This is a genomic window from Photorhabdus bodei (assembly GCF_003287735.1).
In the GTDB taxonomy this organism is placed as follows: domain Bacteria; phylum Pseudomonadota; class Gammaproteobacteria; order Enterobacterales; family Enterobacteriaceae; genus Photorhabdus; species Photorhabdus kayaii.
The window spans coordinates 1-16,298 of the sequence record NZ_NSCM01000041.1; the positions used below are offsets into that span (position 1 = coordinate 1).

Annotated in this window: 15 protein-coding genes and 1 other annotated feature; of the genes, 4 read left to right on the top strand and 11 right to left on the bottom strand. The window is 40.5% G+C overall.

The features are described 5' to 3' along the window. Window positions 1-363: 363 nt before the first annotated feature. The 3 genes from clpB to rluD form a co-directional block, all read right to left on the bottom strand. On the bottom strand, window positions 364-2,937 hold the full coding sequence (gene clpB / locus CKY02_RS18110; RefSeq protein WP_112896363.1) for an ATP-dependent chaperone ClpB: 2,574 nt from the start codon (window positions 2,935-2,937) through the stop codon (window positions 364-366). 133 nt (window positions 2,938-3,070) lie between these two features. Next, a complete protein-coding gene (gene yfiH / locus CKY02_RS18115; RefSeq protein ID WP_112896364.1) occupies window positions 3,071-3,802 on the bottom strand; it encodes a purine nucleoside phosphorylase YfiH in 732 nt (243 codons plus the stop codon). After that, complete coding sequence (gene rluD / locus CKY02_RS18120) at window positions 3,803-4,780, bottom strand: 23S rRNA pseudouridine(1911/1915/1917) synthase RluD (protein WP_112896365.1); 978 nt, start codon at window positions 4,778-4,780, stop codon at window positions 3,803-3,805. Between the two features lie 138 nt (window positions 4,781-4,918). Between rluD and bamD the strand changes: the two genes are divergently transcribed. From bamD to CKY02_RS18140, 4 genes are all read left to right on the top strand, one after another. Continuing rightward, entirely contained in the window at window positions 4,919-5,650 is a 732-nt protein-coding gene (gene bamD / locus CKY02_RS18125; RefSeq protein ID WP_112896384.1) for an outer membrane protein assembly factor BamD, read from the top strand. A gap of 286 nt (window positions 5,651-5,936) precedes the next feature. Further along, window positions 5,937-6,299, top strand: coding sequence for a ribosome-associated translation inhibitor RaiA (gene raiA / locus CKY02_RS18130; RefSeq protein ID WP_112896385.1), 363 nt, complete (start codon window positions 5,937-5,939; stop codon window positions 6,297-6,299). Window positions 6,300-6,495: 196 nt separating this feature from the next. Continuing rightward, window positions 6,496-6,615 (top strand) — a sequence feature (Phe leader region). Window positions 6,616-6,670: 55 nt separating this feature from the next. Next, window positions 6,671-7,828, top strand: coding sequence for a bifunctional chorismate mutase/prephenate dehydratase (pheA, locus tag CKY02_RS18135; RefSeq protein ID WP_112896366.1), 1,158 nt, complete (start codon window positions 6,671-6,673; stop codon window positions 7,826-7,828). A gap of 457 nt (window positions 7,829-8,285) precedes the next feature. After that, window positions 8,286-8,732: an H-NS histone family protein gene (locus tag CKY02_RS18140; protein WP_112896367.1), complete on the top strand. Its 447-nt coding sequence runs from the start codon at window positions 8,286-8,288 to the stop codon at window positions 8,730-8,732. 1,421 nt (window positions 8,733-10,153) lie between these two features. On the opposite strand, the gene CKY02_RS24880 is transcribed toward CKY02_RS18140, so the two are convergent. From CKY02_RS24880 to rimM, 8 genes are all read right to left on the bottom strand, one after another. Next, a complete protein-coding gene (locus tag CKY02_RS24880; protein WP_162120454.1) occupies window positions 10,154-10,315 on the bottom strand; it encodes a hypothetical protein in 162 nt (53 codons plus the stop codon). Beyond that, window positions 10,299-11,420, bottom strand: a complete 1,122-nt coding sequence (gene tyrA / locus CKY02_RS18145) for a bifunctional chorismate mutase/prephenate dehydrogenase (RefSeq protein WP_112896368.1) — start codon at window positions 11,418-11,420, stop codon at window positions 10,299-10,301. The genes CKY02_RS24880 and tyrA overlap by 17 nt, the downstream gene beginning before the upstream one ends. Window positions 11,421-11,425: 5 nt before the next feature. After that, window positions 11,426-12,520 carry a 3-deoxy-7-phosphoheptulonate synthase gene (locus tag CKY02_RS18150; protein WP_167405333.1) on the bottom strand — a complete coding sequence of 365 codons (1,095 nt, stop codon included), beginning with the start codon at window positions 12,518-12,520 and terminating at the stop codon, window positions 11,426-11,428. Window positions 12,521-13,023: 503 nt separating this feature from the next. Next, a complete protein-coding gene (locus CKY02_RS24885; protein ID WP_162120452.1) occupies window positions 13,024-13,197 on the bottom strand; it encodes a hypothetical protein in 174 nt (57 codons plus the stop codon). Between the two features lie 52 nt (window positions 13,198-13,249). Further along, entirely contained in the window at window positions 13,250-14,056 is an 807-nt protein-coding gene (locus CKY02_RS18155) for an alpha/beta fold hydrolase (RefSeq protein ID WP_112896369.1), read from the bottom strand. A 480-nt stretch (window positions 14,057-14,536) separates the two neighbouring features. Then, on the bottom strand, window positions 14,537-14,890 hold the full coding sequence (rplS, locus tag CKY02_RS18160) for a 50S ribosomal protein L19 (RefSeq protein WP_112878363.1): 354 nt from the start codon (window positions 14,888-14,890) through the stop codon (window positions 14,537-14,539). Window positions 14,891-14,954: 64 nt separating this feature from the next. After that, on the bottom strand, window positions 14,955-15,707 hold the full coding sequence (gene trmD, locus CKY02_RS18165; RefSeq protein ID WP_112896370.1) for a tRNA (guanosine(37)-N1)-methyltransferase TrmD: 753 nt from the start codon (window positions 15,705-15,707) through the stop codon (window positions 14,955-14,957). 39 nt (window positions 15,708-15,746) lie between these two features. Next, window positions 15,747-16,295 carry a ribosome maturation factor RimM gene (gene rimM / locus CKY02_RS18170; RefSeq protein ID WP_112878362.1) on the bottom strand — a complete coding sequence of 183 codons (549 nt, stop codon included), beginning with the start codon at window positions 16,293-16,295 and terminating at the stop codon, window positions 15,747-15,749. Window positions 16,296-16,298 lie beyond the last annotated feature (3 nt).

The following is a 16,298-nucleotide window of genomic DNA, read 5'->3' on the forward strand; positions in this document are numbered from 1 at the left end:
TACGGTCTTGTGAGTGCCCACACAGATTGTCTGATTAATTGTTAAAGAGCAGGCTGAATTAAAAAATGATATTCTCATTCAGCCGGGCTGCGTATACTACGCTTTTCGCCCGCAGAGTCAAGCGCTTATTGGCTTTCTCTCTGCCCGACCTCACAATGTTTATCAGCGTTGTGTCGGTCAGTGGTGGCGCATTATAGGGCGTTCTTTGACGATGGCAATAATTATTTTGAAAAAATAATTCATCCGAACACCAATTAAACAAAAACAGTGCTAAATTGCGATTTAATGCGCAAAATGATAAAAAAAGAGGCAGTTTCCTGCCCCTCATTTCTCGTTAACTTTGCTCTCTCGTTAAATATACAGTTATTGCTTTGCGACGATATGGCTATTTTCCACATCCAGAGTAACTAGTTTTCCTGGCAATAGTTGGCCGGAAAGTATCTTTTGAGCTAATGGATTTTCGATTTCCTGCTGGATAGCTCGCTTCAATGGCCGTGCACCGTAAACAGGATCGAACCCGGCTTCTGCCAACATTTCCAACGCTTGCTGAGTAATCGTCACCTGATAACCACGTTCTTCTAGACGTTTATACAAACGTTGCAATTGGATATCTGCAATCGCTGATAAATGCCGACGCCCTAATGGGTGGAACACAACAGCTTCATCAATACGGTTAATAAATTCAGGTCTGAAATTATGGCTAACAATTCCCATCACTATATCTTTCATTTCATCATAATTTAGACTACCAAAACGCTCCTGGATCATGTCCGACCCGAGATTAGAAGTCATGATTACAACCGTATTACGGAAATCGACAGTACGACCTTGCCCATCAGTCAATCGACCATCATCCAGCACTTGCAATAAGATATTGAATACATCTGGGTGCGCTTTTTCCACTTCATCAAGCAAAATAACGGAATAAGGTCGACGACGAACAGCTTCTGTTAGATAACCACCTTCTTCATAACCAACATATCCCGGCGGTGCTCCTACTAACCGTGATACGGCATGTTTTTCCATAAATTCAGACATATCGATACGCACCATTGCATCATCGCTGTCAAACAGGAAATTTGCTAACGCCTTGCACAACTCAGTTTTACCAACACCAGTTGGACCAAGGAACAGGAATGAGCCAATCGGACGGTTTGGATCAGCTAATCCAGCACGACTACGGCGAATCGCATTAGATATTGCATCGACTGCCTCATCCTGACCAATAACACGTTTATGCAGCTCTTGCTCCATGCGCAACAGTTTATCTTTTTCACTCTCAAGCATTCTGGCAACAGGAATACCCGTCCAACGAGCAAGAATTTCTGCAATTTCGGCATCGGTAACTTTGTTACGAAGCAGTTTCATATGCTTACCTTCAGCTTGTGTGGCTGCGGCAAGTTGTTTTTCCAATCCAGGTATTTTTCCATACTGAATTTCAGACATCTTCGCTAAATCACCACTGCGACGTGCCTGTTCCAGACTGATACGGGCATTTTCCAATTCCGCTTTTATGTGCTGAGTACCCGTAAGTGCTGCTTTTTCAGCTTTCCATTCTTCTTCTAGTTCAGAATATTCGCGTTCTTTTACGAGCAGCTCCTCATTAAGCATTTCAAGCCGTTTTTTACTGGCATCATCAGACTCTTTTTTCAGCGCCTGCTGTTCCAACTTCAATTGGATAACCCGACGTTCCAGACGGTCCAGCGCTTCCGGTTTTGAATCCATTTGCATACGTAAACTGGCACCCGATTCATCGATCAAGTCGATAGCTTTATCTGGCAACATACGGTCTGAGATATAACGATGAGATAATGTTGCTGCCGCGACAATCGCAGGGTCGGTAATTTGTACATGATGATGTAACTCATAACGTTCTTTCAGACCGCGCAAAATAGCGATTGTGTCCTCCACGGAAGGTTCTGCAACATAGACTTTTTGGAAACGGCGTTCCAGCGCTGCATCTTTCTCAATATATTGACGATATTCATCCAGTGTTGTTGCACCAACACAGTGAAGTTCACCACGGGCCAAAGCTGGTTTTAACATGTTACCAGCATCCATTGCACCATCAGCCTTACCCGCGCCAACCATAGTATGCAATTCGTCAATAAACAGAATGACATTGCCTTCCTGTTTAGCAAGGTCGTTCAACACACCTTTCAAACGCTCTTCAAATTCACCACGATATTTAGCCCCTGCTAACAGCGCGCCCATATCCAAGGAAAGAACTCGCTTATTTTTAAGCCCCTCAGGAACTTCACCATTAATGATCCGTTGAGCAAGCCCTTCCACAATGGCTGTTTTACCAACCCCAGGTTCACCAATTAAGACCGGATTATTTTTAGTACGGCGTTGTAATACCTGAATGGTGCGGCGAATTTCTTCATCACGGCCAATTACCGGATCAAGTTTGCCTTGTTCAGCATGTTCAGTCAGATCAATAGTGTATTTTTTCAGGGCCTGGCGTTGATCTTCCGCTCCCTGATCATCAACTTTTTCACCACCACGCATTTGTTCTATTGCCTTAGTGATTTTTTCTTTTGTTGCGCCAACAGCTTTCAATATGTCACTTAATGTGCCACGTTCTTCCAATGCTGCCAGAACAAATAATTCAGAGGAGATAAAATTATCCCCGGCTTTTTGTGCTAGTTTGTCACACAGATTTAAATGACGAACTAAGTCATTGGATGGTTGTACATCACCACCAATACCCTGTACCCGCGGCAAACGTTCTAAAGCCTGCTCAAGCTGATTGCTGAAACGGCCTGCATCGATTCCAATTGACGTTAATAATGGGCGAATAGAGCCACCCTCTTGTTTTAACAGTGAACTCATTAAGTGAATTGGTTCGATGAACTGATTATCATGCCCAAGCGCAAAGGACTGGGCGTCAGCGAGAGCAAGCTGGAATTTATTAGTAAGACGATCCAGACGCATAACACCTCCAATACTGTTCAGAATGTTGCTACTGGAGATTAAATGAGGCCATTCCTCAAATATTCAAGGTTATTCTGAAAAGCAAATTGTGAGATATTCTCTTATGCGCCAATGGATCGCCCTACGGGATAGGTTATATCAGCCAGATTAAAGTTGCCATACGTCCGGTGATCCCATCACGACGATAAGAGAAAAATTTCTCTTTATTACTGACAGTACATTCATCCCCGCCAAAAATCGCTTTCACACCAACAGATTGCAATTTTAACTTTGCCAACAAATAGATATCCGCTAAATACTTTTCGCCAAAAGGTATAAAAGCTCGACTCAAATCAGCATGCTGGATAGTGAATGCTTGCAAAACCTCATTACCAACTTCAAATTTTTTTGCACCAATTGCCGGCCCTAACCAAGCTTGGATCTGATTAGGTTTAGCTTTAAATTGAGTGATCGTATTTTCCAATACGCCGGCGCACAAACCTCGCCACCCCGCATGGGCAACCGCAACCTCATCACCCGCAGAACTGCAAAATAGTACAGGCAGGCAATCTGCTGTCATCACAGCACAAACCTGCCCAGGAATATTGGTATAAACAGCATCAGCTCTATTATCTTCCAGTGGCTGACCATTGAGTCTCACAACACGCGTACCATGAACCTGTTCTAACCAGACTGGTTGCTGAGGCAGTTCTGCCATTTTCGCTAAAATATGCCTGTTTTGTTCAACGACATCAGGTTTATCACCAACATGCTTACCCAGATTCAGGCTATCGTAAGGTGATAAGCTTATTCCCCCTAAACGGGTAGAACTACAGGCTTTTACTGTCGTCGGTTGTGGCCAGTTTGGAAAAATAAGCGCAGTCATTTACCAATCCATTTCGTCTTTAAACGCTTCCGCATCTGCTTTTAATGCCTTAATCAGCATCACCATATCTTCAGGTAATTCAGCGTGCCATTCCATTTCAATGCCGGTTATCGGATGATAAAGACGCAGCATCGTGGCGTGCAATGCCTGACGATCAAAATTACGCATTACCTCGCGGAACTCATCAGAAGCCCCTTTCAAAGGACGAGGACGACCACCATACAAAGGATCGCCCACCAATGGGTGACTAATATGGGCCATGTGAACACGTATCTGGTGTGTTCTGCCAGTTTCCAATCTCAGCCGTAGACGAGTATGTGCCCTAAAATGTTCCATTACCCGATAATGGGTAATAGCCGGTTTGCCCATTGGATGCACTGCCATATGTGTTCGTTTTGTTGGATGACGAGAAATTGGCTCTTCAACAATTCCACCCGCCGTCATACAACCTGTCGCTACCGCTTCATATTCACGGGTAATTTCGCGTAGTTGGAGTGATTCGACTAAACGTGTTTGAGCGGGAACCGTTTTAGCAATGACCATCAGCCCTGTCGTATCTTTATCAAGACGGTGAACAATGCCTGCCCGAGGAACATCGGCAATTTCAGGATAATGATATAACAGTGCATTCAATACCGTACCATCTGGGTTTCCTGCTCCTGGATGGACGACCAAATCACGCGATTTGTTTATGACTAGAATGTCATCATCTTCATAGACAATATTTAACGCAATATCCTGAGGTTCCCAACGCGCATCTTCTTCAATGATGGCATCAATTGCAATTTCTTCACCTCCCAGCACTTTTTCTTTTGGCTTATTGATTAATTTGCCATTAACCTGAACTCTGTCATCCAAGATCCAATTTTTTATGCGTGATCTTGAATAATCAGGGAACAATTCAGCCAAAGCCTGATCTAAACGTTGACCGAGCTGAGATTCGGCGACTGTTGTATTAAGTCGTATTTGTTGTGCCATATATTGTTTCTACACTTACGTTGAGTTTTGACGGCAGAGCCGTTTAATTTAATATAGTGTGCTATTGTAACTCGATCTTTTGCCGGGAGCTTCATGGATAGTCTCCCAGAAAAACACTCAGAGGATAATCAACACGTGATGATACGCATGAAATATCTGGTGGCGGCAGCCACATTGAGCCTGGTACTTTCCGGGTGCTCTGGTAATAAAAATGCTGTCCCCGACAGCCCACCCGCGGAAATTTACTCCAAGGGTCAGGAAAAGCTGCAAAAAGGTAGCTATTCCGATGCGATCAAGCAATTGGAAACCCTCGATAATCGCTATCCATTTGGCCCCTATTCGCAGCAAGTACAACTCGATCTGATTTATGCTTATTATAAATCCTCTGACTTGCCAATGGCTCTCGCTTCTATTGACCGTTTTATACGCCTGAATCCAACTCACCCCAACATTGATTACGTTCTGTATATGCGTGGATTAGCTTCACAAGCCTTAGATAACAGTCTATTGCAAAGTTTCTTCGGCATTGACCGCTCAGATCGTGATCCTGAACACGCCAGGGTAGCATTCAAGGATTTTAGTCAATTAGTACGCTATCATCCTAACAGCCTGTATACTGCCGATGCTATTAAGCGTTTAATGTTTATCAGAGAGCGCCTGGCAAAATATGAACTTTCTGTTGTGGAATATTATAACAAACGTGGAGCTTATGTCGCGGTGGTAAATCGAATTGAACAAATGTTACGTGATTACCCTGATACACAGTCAACTCTCGAAGCGCTGCCTTACATGAAAAAAGCTTATACACGTTTGGGTTTAACAGCCCAGGCAGATAAAGTAGCAAAACTCATTGCTGCTAATCCGGTATAAAAAAGCAGATGATAAAACAGCGGTGGGTACCGCTGTTTTATTTTTACTTATGAGATCTAAAAAAGACTACTTATCAGCAGAGTTGAATAAAGACTCAACTTGTCAATAGTGTCCCATTAGCTTCAATCCTGCAATAGATATTCTTCATATTTTTACCACTAATCACAATTACTTCAACTAGTTGCCTCATATCTGGTTAAATAGTGATTTAGATCACCTTTTTCATGAAAAAGAAATGTATGCTGAAATTATTGAAGGTGGATAATCAATAATGAGAGGTAACTATATGATAGTGAATATTACCAGCAAACAAATGGAGATTACCCCGGCAATTCGCAACCACGTAGAAAAACGTCTAAATAAACTAAATAAATGGCAAGTAAATCTGATAAATCCTCATATTATTCTATCAAAAGGGCCTCAAATTTTTAGGGCTGATGCAACCATAAGTATACCAAATGGTATGCTAGTTGCCGGTGCAAAACATGAAGATATGTATATCGCTATCAATGAATTATTAACAAAACTGGAGCGCCAATTGAATAAAGTACAGCATAAGGGAGAAGCACGCCGTACTGACAACAGTGTTAAAGAATCAAACCTTAACCTAGAAACAGAATTAGAAACAGAACCAGAAATATCACAATAAAATAACAATGACTTGCCTGTGACGCGTCCAATTTGGACGCGTTTTTTGTTGACAGAAACAACAACATAAGGTTAATTAACAAAAACCACCGTAACCCTTGTCCAATGCGGACGGCTGCCGATGAAATGGCAAGCAAATGGGAAGCTTCGCCCGATTGGGCAAAGATCGGTCACCCAAACTATGAATATGAGAATATGATGAATATAAGCCTGTTTTTCTTTTCTTTCTTTTTTACCTTCCCTTGAGGGAGGCTTTCGTCGTTGAAAAAAGAATGAGAAGACGAACAGCAAGCCTCCCCATCGGGAGGCTTTTTTCTGTCCATTGCAAACCTATTATTATCAGAATGTGAATAACCCATTAGGAACCCATTTATGGATCAAAATAATTTGCTGAAAATACGGGAAAAAGTCAGCGAACTTGATTTAAAGTTACTGATTTTACTAGCAGAGCGTCGCCAATTAGCTTTTGATATTGCCCAAACTAAGTTACAGGATAATCGCCCTATCAGAGACAAGGATCGCGAACGAGAACTACTGGATGTTCTGATTAAAAAAGGAAAAAACCACGGGCTTGATGGCTTTTATATTTCTCGTCTCTTTCAGATGATCATTGAAGATTCCGTACTCACTCAACAGGCATTATTGCAGCAACACCTAAATCAAACACCCCAAGATTCAGCGCGTATTGCATTCCTCGGTCCTAGAGGTTCCTACTCTCATATCGCGGCCCGCCAATATGCCGCACGCCATTTCAATCAATTAATTGAATGTAGCTGCCATAAGTTCCAAGATATCTTCTCCTTGGTTGAAACAGGCCAAGCGGATTACGGAATGTTACCCATTGAAAATACCAGCTCTGGTTCCATCAATGATGTTTATGACTTGTTGCAACATACCAATTTGTCAATTGTGGGAGAAATAACCATTCCTATTGACCATTGCCTACTCGTTGCAAAAGACACAACGCTATCAGAGATCAAAACGGTTTACAGTCACCCTCAACCATTCCAACAATGTAGCCAATATATTAATCAATTCCCACATTGGAAAATTAACTATTGCGAAAGCACTGCCGCAGCAATGCAAAAAGTCGCCGAACAGAATTCACCAGAAATTGCAGCCTTAGGGAGTGAAGCGGGCGGTGCACTTTATCAGTTACAGGTTCTGGAACAGAATCTCGCAAATCAATCACATAATATTACTCGTTTCATTATTGTTGCCCGTCAACCTATTGAAGTTGCAGAACAAGTACCGGCTAAAACGACATTTATCATGGCAACCGGACAGCAGGCAGGCGCACTGGTAGATGCGCTAATGGTGCTGAAAAAACATAATATTATTATGAGTAAACTGGAATCCCGACCGATCAACGGAAATCCGTGGGAAGAGATGTTTTATATTGATGTCCAAGCTAATATTCGTTCAATCAATATGCAACACGTCCTGAAAGCATTGGCGAAAATCACTCATTCATTAAAGGTATTGGGATGTTACCCAACAGAAAGCGTGGTACCGGTTAACCCTTCCTGATTAAAAAGAACCGGGTATTCAAATATCCGGTTCAGATGATTGGCTTTTAGCGTTTTAACTATCAATGAGAAAATTTTTACTGCCTTTAACCTTTTGGTTTAAGGCTCTTTATTTATTCCGTAAATCTCGATTTTTCAGATTAAATAATATGGATTATCGCTTTTCGTGCCATCTGAAAACAAGGGATTAAAGAATATCTACTTATTCACATAGGATTAAATACGTTTTATCTGAATGTGATAAAACCGGCGTTAGTTTTATCTGTCACCACGGTTTTAAAATCTGGGAAAAAACCGCAAGCATATCACGAAAAAGAAGGCAAAAGCTTTAATCATTAAAGGTAAAACAGAAATGATTAAAGCTTTTTTAAAGCAAGTAAAAAATTCGGTGTTATACTGACGCTGGAAGAGAAAACATCAGAAAAGATAGATTTTAAACTTATTAACAAGGTGACAAAATGACAACATTAACCACAGAAAAAGAATATGATATTGTATCAGCATATTTATCAAGAATAAGCTTATTAAGAAGATTTGCTCAAACAAAAGATGTTGAATGGCTAGAAGATGCTTACAAAACATTAGAGGTAGTCGTTCAAGAAAGCAAAGAAACCTTCAGATTAATGAGTTTAGAAGCGGAACAAAAAGAACAAAAACGTTTAGAAATATTAAGAATGATTGAAGAAATCGGCCTTAATCCTAATACTATTAATATACCTGTTACCTTCTCTGATTTTAAACCTAAAAAATCAAATGCAGGAAAAGGAAAGACGAGAAAACCTAAGTATCAGTTTAATGACAACGGAGAAATTAAATACTGGTCAGGAAACGGGAAAAAACCATCAGGTTTACAAAAATTACTCAATGAAGGCCATTCATTAAATGAATTTTTAATTCAAAAATAAAAAACTTCGGAATAAAAATAGTCTCACAAGTTTATTATCTGTTTAATATTATTTACTTTTACTTTTACTTTTACTTTTACTTTTTGCTTGCATTTGCTTTTTTGGCGATCGCAAGCGCCTTTTTATGGGTGATTAACTCGGTTATTAATTAAAAAAGTGTAAAAAAACAGATACCCATTAATGCCAAATTTTTAAAAGGTGAAGGGCATCTAAAAACAGCCTACTTCCCGCCATATTTAATTTATTCATCAGAGATGCTATATTTTGCTTATTTTACATTTAATTGACCTGACATAACTATTTAAAAACACGAATACAGAAAGATTAAAGCTTTTGTATAAAAGGCTGATTTAAATAACGTTTCGTAATTATGCTACACATAGCCTTCTTCAACCCATTGTTATACATAGAATTATGAGTGGTATAAGATGTAGCACTATTTTGAAATCTTATTTAACTCAATCAATGTAACTTTTCAGTAAGAGAGTTAATTTTATTGAATCTAAATCCATCAACTATTAACAAAAAGTTGAAAAGAGATCAGCACATAGAAGAATATTATTCGAATGAGTTACTATTCAGGTATTTTCTCACCGTTACTTTACGAAGAAAGTTATAAAAACAATGCAATAAAAAAGGGTAAAAACACACGGTTAAAACCTTATACCAATTAAACTCAAAAACTAAAACCATGACTTTTAATAACAACTTAAAAACTGCCCATCATAAAACCATCAGTGAAAAATAAGCAATAAAAATCGGTTTGTTAATGCTTAAAACGGATATGATTAATGCTCATTGAGCGTAAAACACCGACATACCATGATGGTTAAATTTAGTAAAAAACAGGTGTGAAAAAGGGTAAAAAAACACGGTTAAAACCGTATACCGATTAAACCCAGAAGTTAAATCCATGACTTTTAATAACAGCTTGAAAACTGCCTATCATAAAGCATCAGTGAAAAATAAGAAATAAAAACGGGCTTTATCAATGCTTATATACCTCAAAAAAAAAGATAAATAAGAATATGAATAGCTTTATCCGTTTACCAGAAAATATATCTCCCAAAAAAACCATCTTTAATAACGTTTTCAACCGTGGGATAAACTTTTCATAAACCAGTTAAATAATCCGATGATAAAAAATCCGCGTAACAAAACCCGCAAATAAATAATTTAACCAAATAATAACTCAGTTACTCTCACGTTATTATATTGCACATTTACTATGTAAAGCTGAATACCTTAAATACGCCAGTTTAAACTTGATTTACACGATTTTAATCCGTCCAATAGCATTGCTTTTCTACGGTTTAAGTTAAACTATTCCTCTATTTTATGCCTTTAATGTGATCTAATCTGCAAAGCCTTTCACCCTCATTAATACAATTAAACTTGTCAACAATTTGAACAGGGTATTGTCATATCCGGTTCTTTTTATACCTGTTATCTTTCAAGTTGCCTCTTTGTTGGCTGCACTCGCTCACCCCGGTCACATCGTTACCTATGCTCCCGGGGATTCGCTCCCTTGCCGTCGCGATCCATCTTGAAATCCATAAGGTATAGTTATTGGCGACTATCATTCGCTTGTTGAAGCAATACCCTGCTCTCTCTCATAAAATGAGGTGCATAATCACCAAACCATGCACTAACATCTTCAAAATTGCTGACAAAAGCCCGTTTGTCTTGGTTTTCCAATATCTCTAACGCTTGCCCGAAACTTTGATGATAACGGCGTATAAGATCAATATTCTCTGGTGATGACATAATAATATCCGCGTAGAGCTGAGGATCTTGTGCAAATAAGCGCCCGACCATGATCAGTTCCAAACGGTAAATAGGTGAAGATATTGATAACAGTTGTTGTAAATCCGCACCTTCCTGTGCGAGATGTTGCCCATAAGCAAATGTCGTGAAATGGCGCAACGCCTGAATAAAGCTCATGTTTTTATCATGCTGTTCAGGGCTCATCTGATGCAAGCAAGCCCCCCAAATCAACAACTGTTCTAAAAACCATTGATAAGCTTCCTCTTGACGTCCGTCACAGTAAACAACAACTTGTTTTACCAAACTACCAACATCCGGCCCAAACATAGGATGTAATCCCAACACTGGACCTTTATGCACATCAAGCATGGCTTGTAATGGCTGCTGTTTTACGGACGCCAAGTCCACCAAAATGCAATGGTCAGGTAATGGCGGTAAACGGCGAATAACTTCTTCTGTCAAATGAATCGGTACACTGATAATCACCATACCCACTCCCGCCAGAATTTGTTCCGCGTTAGGCCAATCTTGCGGTTCCAGATTTCTGACTTCATAACCAGACAAAGTTAACAAACGGCCAAATAGTTTCCCCATTTTGCCCAAACCACCAACAATGACTATCGGCCCCAATTGAGGGCAAAGTGTTTTAAACCCTTTGTTATTTTCACTGGTGTAGGACTCCCGCATAATACGGCGCAGAATATCTTCAATTAAATCCGGTGGAACACCAAACTCTTCAGCCTCCTGCCGACGTGAAGCAAGCATCGCCATTTCTCTGTCAGGTGCATAAATTGACAACCCATTCTGACTTTTTACCTCACCAATCTCCGCAACCAATTCCAGACGCTTTGCCAGCAAGCCCAGCAAAGCTTTATCCACTTCATCAATCTTATCCCGCAATTGAGATAATTCAGCCACCATATTTATTATCCCGCTTTTTTCAATACTGCCATTCTTTGCGACAATTGCATGCTAATTTGCTGATGTAATTTTCTTAGAATTGCCTCTGTCGTCTGCCAACTAATACATGCGTCAGTCACTGATACACCATATTTCATTTCACTACGCGGTTGCTCAGAAGATTGGTTACCCTCATTAATATGGCTCTCCAACATAATGCCAGTAATAGATTGATTACCTGAAATGATCTGATCTGCGACAGAATCTACAACCAAACTTTGGCGACGAAAATCCTTATTAGAGTTACCATGACTACAATCAATCATCAAGGATGGTAATAATCCAGATTGAACCATTTGCTGTTCACATTCCATTACATGTTGGGCGCTGTAATTAGGGGTCTTACCACCACGTAAGATAATATGCCCATTCGGGTTTCCTTGTGTTTGTAATAAACACACCTGCCCCGACTGATTTATTCCCACAAAACGGTGTGGCATAGCAGCTGCACACATCGCATTAATTGCAGTGTTCAAGCTACCATCAGTCCCATTTTTGAAACCAACAGGCATAGATAAACCTGAAGCCATTTCCCGGTGTGTCTGGGATTCCGTGGTTCTCGCACCAATTGCAGACCAACTGAATAAATCCCCCAAATATTGTGGACTATTCGGATCTAAAGCTTCTGTTGCAAGAGGCAATCCCATTTTAACTAAACTAAGTAGTAAACGGCGAGCAATATGCAGGCCAGCTTCCACATCAAATGAACCATCCATGTATGGATCATTAATAAGACCTTTCCAACCCACTGTTGTACGAGGCTTTTCAAAATAGACACGCATGACAATGTACAAGCTATCACTCAATTCAGCAGAAAGGGCGGCCAAACGGTGAGCATAATCCAGAGCCGCATCCACGTCATGAATAGAGCAAGGACCACAGACTACCAGCAAACGGGGATCACGGCGCTGAATAATATCCGCAATTGTTTTACGTGCATTTGCAATAACATGCGGATCATCATCACTCAGTGGGTATTGTTGCTTTAATTCTTTTGGAGTGATAAGAATTTGCTCACCACTGATGTGAACGTTATTAAGTGCATCTCTTTGCATGAACATGTCGATTTTCTCCTCAAATTATCATTCTGTACTTATTTGTTTTTATGCATTTGACTAATAACATATCACGCGTCGTAAAGAATACAATCCAAAAGTGTAAACATACTCAAAACATTGTAAACTATTATTTACAGAAAATAAAAAAGGCGTCAATTCAGTGATAAATCTATTCTAGAACTGAATTATTTCATATAGAAATAATTATCTTAAAATAAGATTAATATCAAAACACAAGAGTGCAATATTTGAGTCAATATTTTATGATTGTTAATCCTTTATTTTTCTATTTAAAATCATTAGGTGAAAAATATATTTACCTTATTTTTATTATTAAAAAAAGATAATATCAATAATCACAGTTTATATTTCATATAAAGTTAACGAATAGCACCCATAAAATATTAAGCTATACCCAACTCGATTTTTCATTAATTTATTAAGAGAAATAATAATATGACTATAGCTCGCTATAGAATAATTGGATGCGTATTATTTAGCACTTGTTATGAAAATAATCTGTGCCACCAGATCACTCTTTTAAATTCAATATACCCGTCATCTTTCAAGTTGCCTCTTTGTTGGCTGCACTCACTCACCCCGGTCACATCGTTATCTATGCTCCCGGGGATTCGCTCCCTTGCCGTCGCGATCCATCTTGAAATCCATAGGGTATACACTAATATCAGCAGTCTGAAGCCGGAAAATCCGGCCTCTTTATTAAAATATCTGTTACAAAGCTTGCTGTAAAAAAGCAATTAATTCCTGATTAACTTTATAGGGTTGCTCCAATGTGGAAATATGCCCTGCATCCTGGATGATAATATGATCACAGTGCAATATTTCAGCCATTAAATAACCCTCCAGAGGCGGGCGAGGCGTATCTTGTTCGCCAGTCATAACAAGCGAGGGAATATCCAGTTTTTCCAACAAATGAATTCTATCTTCACGCCCAAATATTATTCTACCTAACGGAATAATACTATTACGCAATATTTCCGCAGGAATGGCTGCCAGACGCTGAGTTAATTCATCAACCAAATGCTGAGCCGGTTGCTGGCTAAAGAAGGCTGGCACTATCTGCTGTTGCAAAATAGATTGAGGAATCGCACCAACCTGCTCTATCGCATCCAACATGGCAAAGTATTTTGTATGAGTCACTTCAGGTTCTAATCCGACAAAGGTATCCATCAAAACCAGTGCTTTAACTCTGTCCGGTGCCATAGCCACCAACTCAATTCCCCACATACCACCAGCAGATAAACCAATGATAGCGAATTCCTTAATACCAAGTTGATCCATCAACGCCAGGTAATCCCGAGCTAAATCAGCCAAAGTGCTATGTTGTTCCGGTAGCTCTCCCGAGTTTCCATGCCCCCAGAGATCAGGAGCAATCACCCGGTATTTTTTACTTAAGGCCTCGATCTGAGGCTCCCACATAGTAGAATCAAACAAATAGCTATGCCCGAGTAATAACGGGAAACCTTCACCTTCATCTCGGTAAGCCATCGTTTTGTTATGTATTTGAAAAGTTTTCAAAGCAAATCCTTATATACCCGTCATCTTTCAAGTTGCCTCTTTGTTGGCTGCACTCACTCACCCCGGTCACATAGTTACCTATGCTCCCGGGGATTCGCTCCCTTGCCGTCGCGATCCATCTTGAAATCCATAGGGTATAGTGAGTTAGTCATGTTTAAAATTATTCTAAAACTCTCAAAATAATTGTCTTTAAGATTATTACGATCTGATAATAATATATTGTCGAATGATTTATCGATGAGTAAAAATCCCCCTTCATCAAAGTCGGCATTTATTACACTCTTGGGAGTGTAATAAATGATTCTCTAGAAACCCGCCCGTATTCAACCTGATTCTTCATTACAATAATTAAAATACAGGAGAGCCAAAACCAAATTGATGACCACGCCCACAAGACGCGGTTTTAAGTTGAGAATAAAAAAAAGAGGCCAGCAATTGCTGACCTCTTTAACGATAACTTTCGGATGTAACGAAAGCGTATTATTTACTGTTCAGACGCTCTTTAATACGAGCGGCTTTACCAGAACGCTCACGCAGATAGTACAATTTAGCTCTACGAACAGCACCACGACGTTTAACGCTAATGCTGTCTACGACTGGGGAGTGAGTCTGGAATACACGCTCAACACCTTCGCCGTTAGAAACTTTGCGAACAGTGAATGCAGAGTGCAGACCGCGGTTACGGATAGCGATAACCACGCCCTCGAATGCCTGCAGACGTTTCTTAGCACCTTCTACGACCCATACCTTAACTTCCACGGTGTCACCCGGACGGAATGAAGGTACGTCTTGCTTCATCTGCTCTTGTTCAAGTTGTTTAATAATGTTGCTCATAATAATTCTCTTACCCTAGGTAAACTGATATATCAGAGACATTCCCTTCGGGGATATGTCTGGATTAATTAGTTGCTTCAGTTAGATGTTCCCGTTGGAACTCTGTTAGCAATATCCTTTGCTCGTCAGTCAGAGCTAGGTTTTCCAGAAGTTCAGGTCTTCTAAGCCAGGTCCGGCCAAGCGATTGTTTCATCCGCCAGCGATTAATTTCAGCATGATTTCCAGACAGCAACACTGGTGGAACTTCCATACCATCTAATACCTCCGGGCGAGTATAGTGCGGACAATCCAGCAATCCATCAGCAAAAGAGTCCTCCTCCGCTGATGCCTGACGCCCCAGAACGCCCGGAATGAACCGAGAAACTGAGTCAATCATCGTCATTGCAGGGATTTCACCACCGCTGAGCACGTAATCACCGATAGACCATTCTTCGTCAATCTCGGTTTGGATCACCCGCTCATCTATCCCTTCATAGCGGCCACAAATCAAAATCAGTTTTTCATTTGTTGCCAGCTCACAAACCCCTTGTTGGTTGAGTTTGCGTCCCTGAGGTGAAAGATAAATCACTTTTGCACCTTCGCCTGCCGCAGTTTTTGCTGCATGAATGGCTTCCCGTAAAGGCTGAACCATCATCAACATGCCTGGACCACCGCCATAAGGTCGATCGTCAACGGTACGATGCCGGTCATAGGTAAAATCCCGTGGATTCCAGCATTCAATACTTAACAGGCCATTTTTCACTGCCCGGCCAGTTACCCCATAATCGGTTATTGCGCGGAACATTTCAGGAAACAGGCTAATAACCCCAATCCACATTATCGCGTCCCACTCATTTCAACCGCTTATAACCGGAGTTTAAAAACCAGGATCCCAATCTACTTCAATGGTTTTAGTAGCGAGATCGACTTTCTTGATAACCTGCCCATCAAGAAACGGAATTAGCCGTTCCTTGATACCGAATGCATCTTTCAGGTTTGCTTTAATTACCATTACGTCGTTAGAACCGGTTTCCATCATGTCGTTGACAGTCCCCAAGTTATAACCCGCCGTGCTGATTACCTGGCAGCCTATTAAGTCTTTCCAGTAGTAATCACCCGTATCCAGCTCTGGCAGTTGTTCTGAATCTACAATAATTTCGCAATTAGTCAGTAAATTCGCAGCATCCAGATCATCAATACCTTTAATTTTGATGATCATATCCTGATTGTGGTGTTTCCAGGTTTCTAGTTCGATGTGTTGCCACCGGCCTGCCCGTTGAATAAACCACGGTTGATACTCAAAAATGTCTTCGGCATGTTCGGTGGAAGAAAAAACTCTGAGCCAACCACGAATACCATAAGTTGAACCTAATTTTCCCAATACAATTGGGTTTACAGGCGGTTCAAAACAGGTTTGCTTGCTCATAGT

Excerpts from the sequence above, each read along its gene's own strand:
- pheA (WP_112896366.1), top strand. The coding sequence starts at position 6,671 with ATGGATCAAAATAATTTGCTGAAAATACGGGAAAAAGTCAGCGAACTT.
- trmD (WP_112896370.1), bottom strand. The coding sequence starts at position 15,707 with ATGTGGATTGGGGTTATTAGCCTGTTTCCTGAAATGTTCCGCGCAATA.
- rplS (WP_112878363.1), bottom strand. The coding sequence starts at position 14,890 with ATGAGCAACATTATTAAACAACTTGAACAAGAGCAGATGAAGCAAGAC.
- CKY02_RS18140 (WP_112896367.1), top strand. The coding sequence starts at position 8,286 with ATGACAACATTAACCACAGAAAAAGAATATGATATTGTATCAGCATAT.
- CKY02_RS18150 (WP_167405333.1), bottom strand. The coding sequence starts at position 12,520 with ATGTTCATGCAAAGAGATGCACTTAATAACGTTCACATCAGTGGTGAG.
- CKY02_RS24880 (WP_162120454.1), bottom strand. The coding sequence starts at position 10,315 with ATGATAGTCGCCAATAACTATACCTTATGGATTTCAAGATGGATCGCG.
- yfiH (WP_112896364.1), bottom strand. The coding sequence starts at position 3,802 with ATGACTGCGCTTATTTTTCCAAACTGGCCACAACCGACGACAGTAAAA.
- bamD (WP_112896384.1), top strand. The coding sequence starts at position 4,919 with ATGATACGCATGAAATATCTGGTGGCGGCAGCCACATTGAGCCTGGTA.
- clpB (WP_112896363.1), bottom strand. The coding sequence starts at position 2,937 with ATGCGTCTGGATCGTCTTACTAATAAATTCCAGCTTGCTCTCGCTGAC.
- tyrA (WP_112896368.1), bottom strand. The coding sequence starts at position 11,420 with ATGGTGGCTGAATTATCTCAATTGCGGGATAAGATTGATGAAGTGGAT.
- rimM (WP_112878362.1), bottom strand. The coding sequence starts at position 16,295 with ATGAGCAAGCAAACCTGTTTTGAACCGCCTGTAAACCCAATTGTATTG.
- rluD (WP_112896365.1), bottom strand. The coding sequence starts at position 4,780 with ATGGCACAACAAATACGACTTAATACAACAGTCGCCGAATCTCAGCTC.
- raiA (WP_112896385.1), top strand. The coding sequence starts at position 5,937 with ATGATAGTGAATATTACCAGCAAACAAATGGAGATTACCCCGGCAATT.